Annotated in this window: 1 protein-coding gene; it reads right to left on the bottom strand. The window is 73.1% G+C overall.

Features of this window, described 5'->3' with window-relative positions; genetic code table 11:
• The coding region (locus H5J33_RS36420; protein WP_181798947.1) for a PLP-dependent transferase at positions 1-1,012 on the bottom strand (1,012 nt) is incomplete at both ends.

Genomic DNA, 1,012 nt, shown 5'->3' with positions numbered 1-1,012 from the left:
GGCGACGGGAAGCTGAACTACCTCGGCTTCTCCTACGGCTCCCGGCTCGGCGGGGGCGCAGGGCCCGCTCGAAGGCCTCCACGATCCGCTCCGGTGGCTCGGTGCCGACGGAGACGCGCAGCATGTCCCGGTGCAGCCCCCGCTCGCGCAGCGCGGCCCGCCCCCGGTCCGTGGTGAGCAGGTCGTAGTGCGCGATGAAGATCTGCGGGGACGCCATGGTGAACTCCGCGCCGAAGCTCGGCCCCTTGGCCACCGCGAGCCGGTCGTAGACCAGCTCCAGGGGGACCCTGAGATCCACCATCAGCAGTCCGCCGGGTCCGCCGTAATCCCGCGCCACCTTGCGGTAGTTGGCGGCGGACCTGGTGTCGTACGCCCAGCCGGTGTCCCGCACGACGTCCGGGTGGCGCTCCAGGCACTCGGCGAGGGCCAGGGCGTTCGCGTTCACCCGTGCCATCCGCTCCGCGTACCCGCGGATCCGGGCGGCCACCCGGGCGGTGTCCCGGCGGTAGGGCTCGTCGCCGTACCGGGGCAGCACGGTCAGCAGGTCCTCCGCGAACGGCGAGGCGGGCGCGACCACCACCGCGCCCGTCAGCACGTCCGCCGATCCGGTGGCGTACTTGGTCAGGCTCTCGCAGACCACGTCGGCGTACGGCACCACGTCGACGTTGTGCGGGGTGGCGATCGTGGCGTCCACCACCAGCGCGCAGCCGGCCCGGTCGGCGATCTCGCGCAGCGCCGGCAGGTCGGGGACGCCCATCCCCGGGTTGCTCGGGATCTCCGCGATGATGCCGGCCAGTTCGCCCGCGTGCGCGGCGGCCACCCGGGCGACCTCCGCCAGGTCGAAGGGGTCGGGCACGGTGGTGTGCTCGGCGTCCACGACCTTCTTCTCGAACAGGTGCATGGTGTCGAAGAAGATCCAGCCGAGCTGGAGCCAGCGGCGCCGGCCGCTGTCCCGCTGGATCTCCGTGACCGCCTCGACGGCCGCCGCCACCGCGTTCATGCCGCTGTTGCG

The sequence above is a fragment of the Streptomyces sp. WELS2 genome (genome assembly GCF_013870595.1).
Lineage (GTDB): Bacteria > Actinomycetota > Actinomycetes > Streptomycetales > Streptomycetaceae > Streptomyces.
The sequence above is the reverse complement of the archived record's forward strand: the minus strand, read 5'-3'. Positions and strand labels throughout refer to the sequence as shown.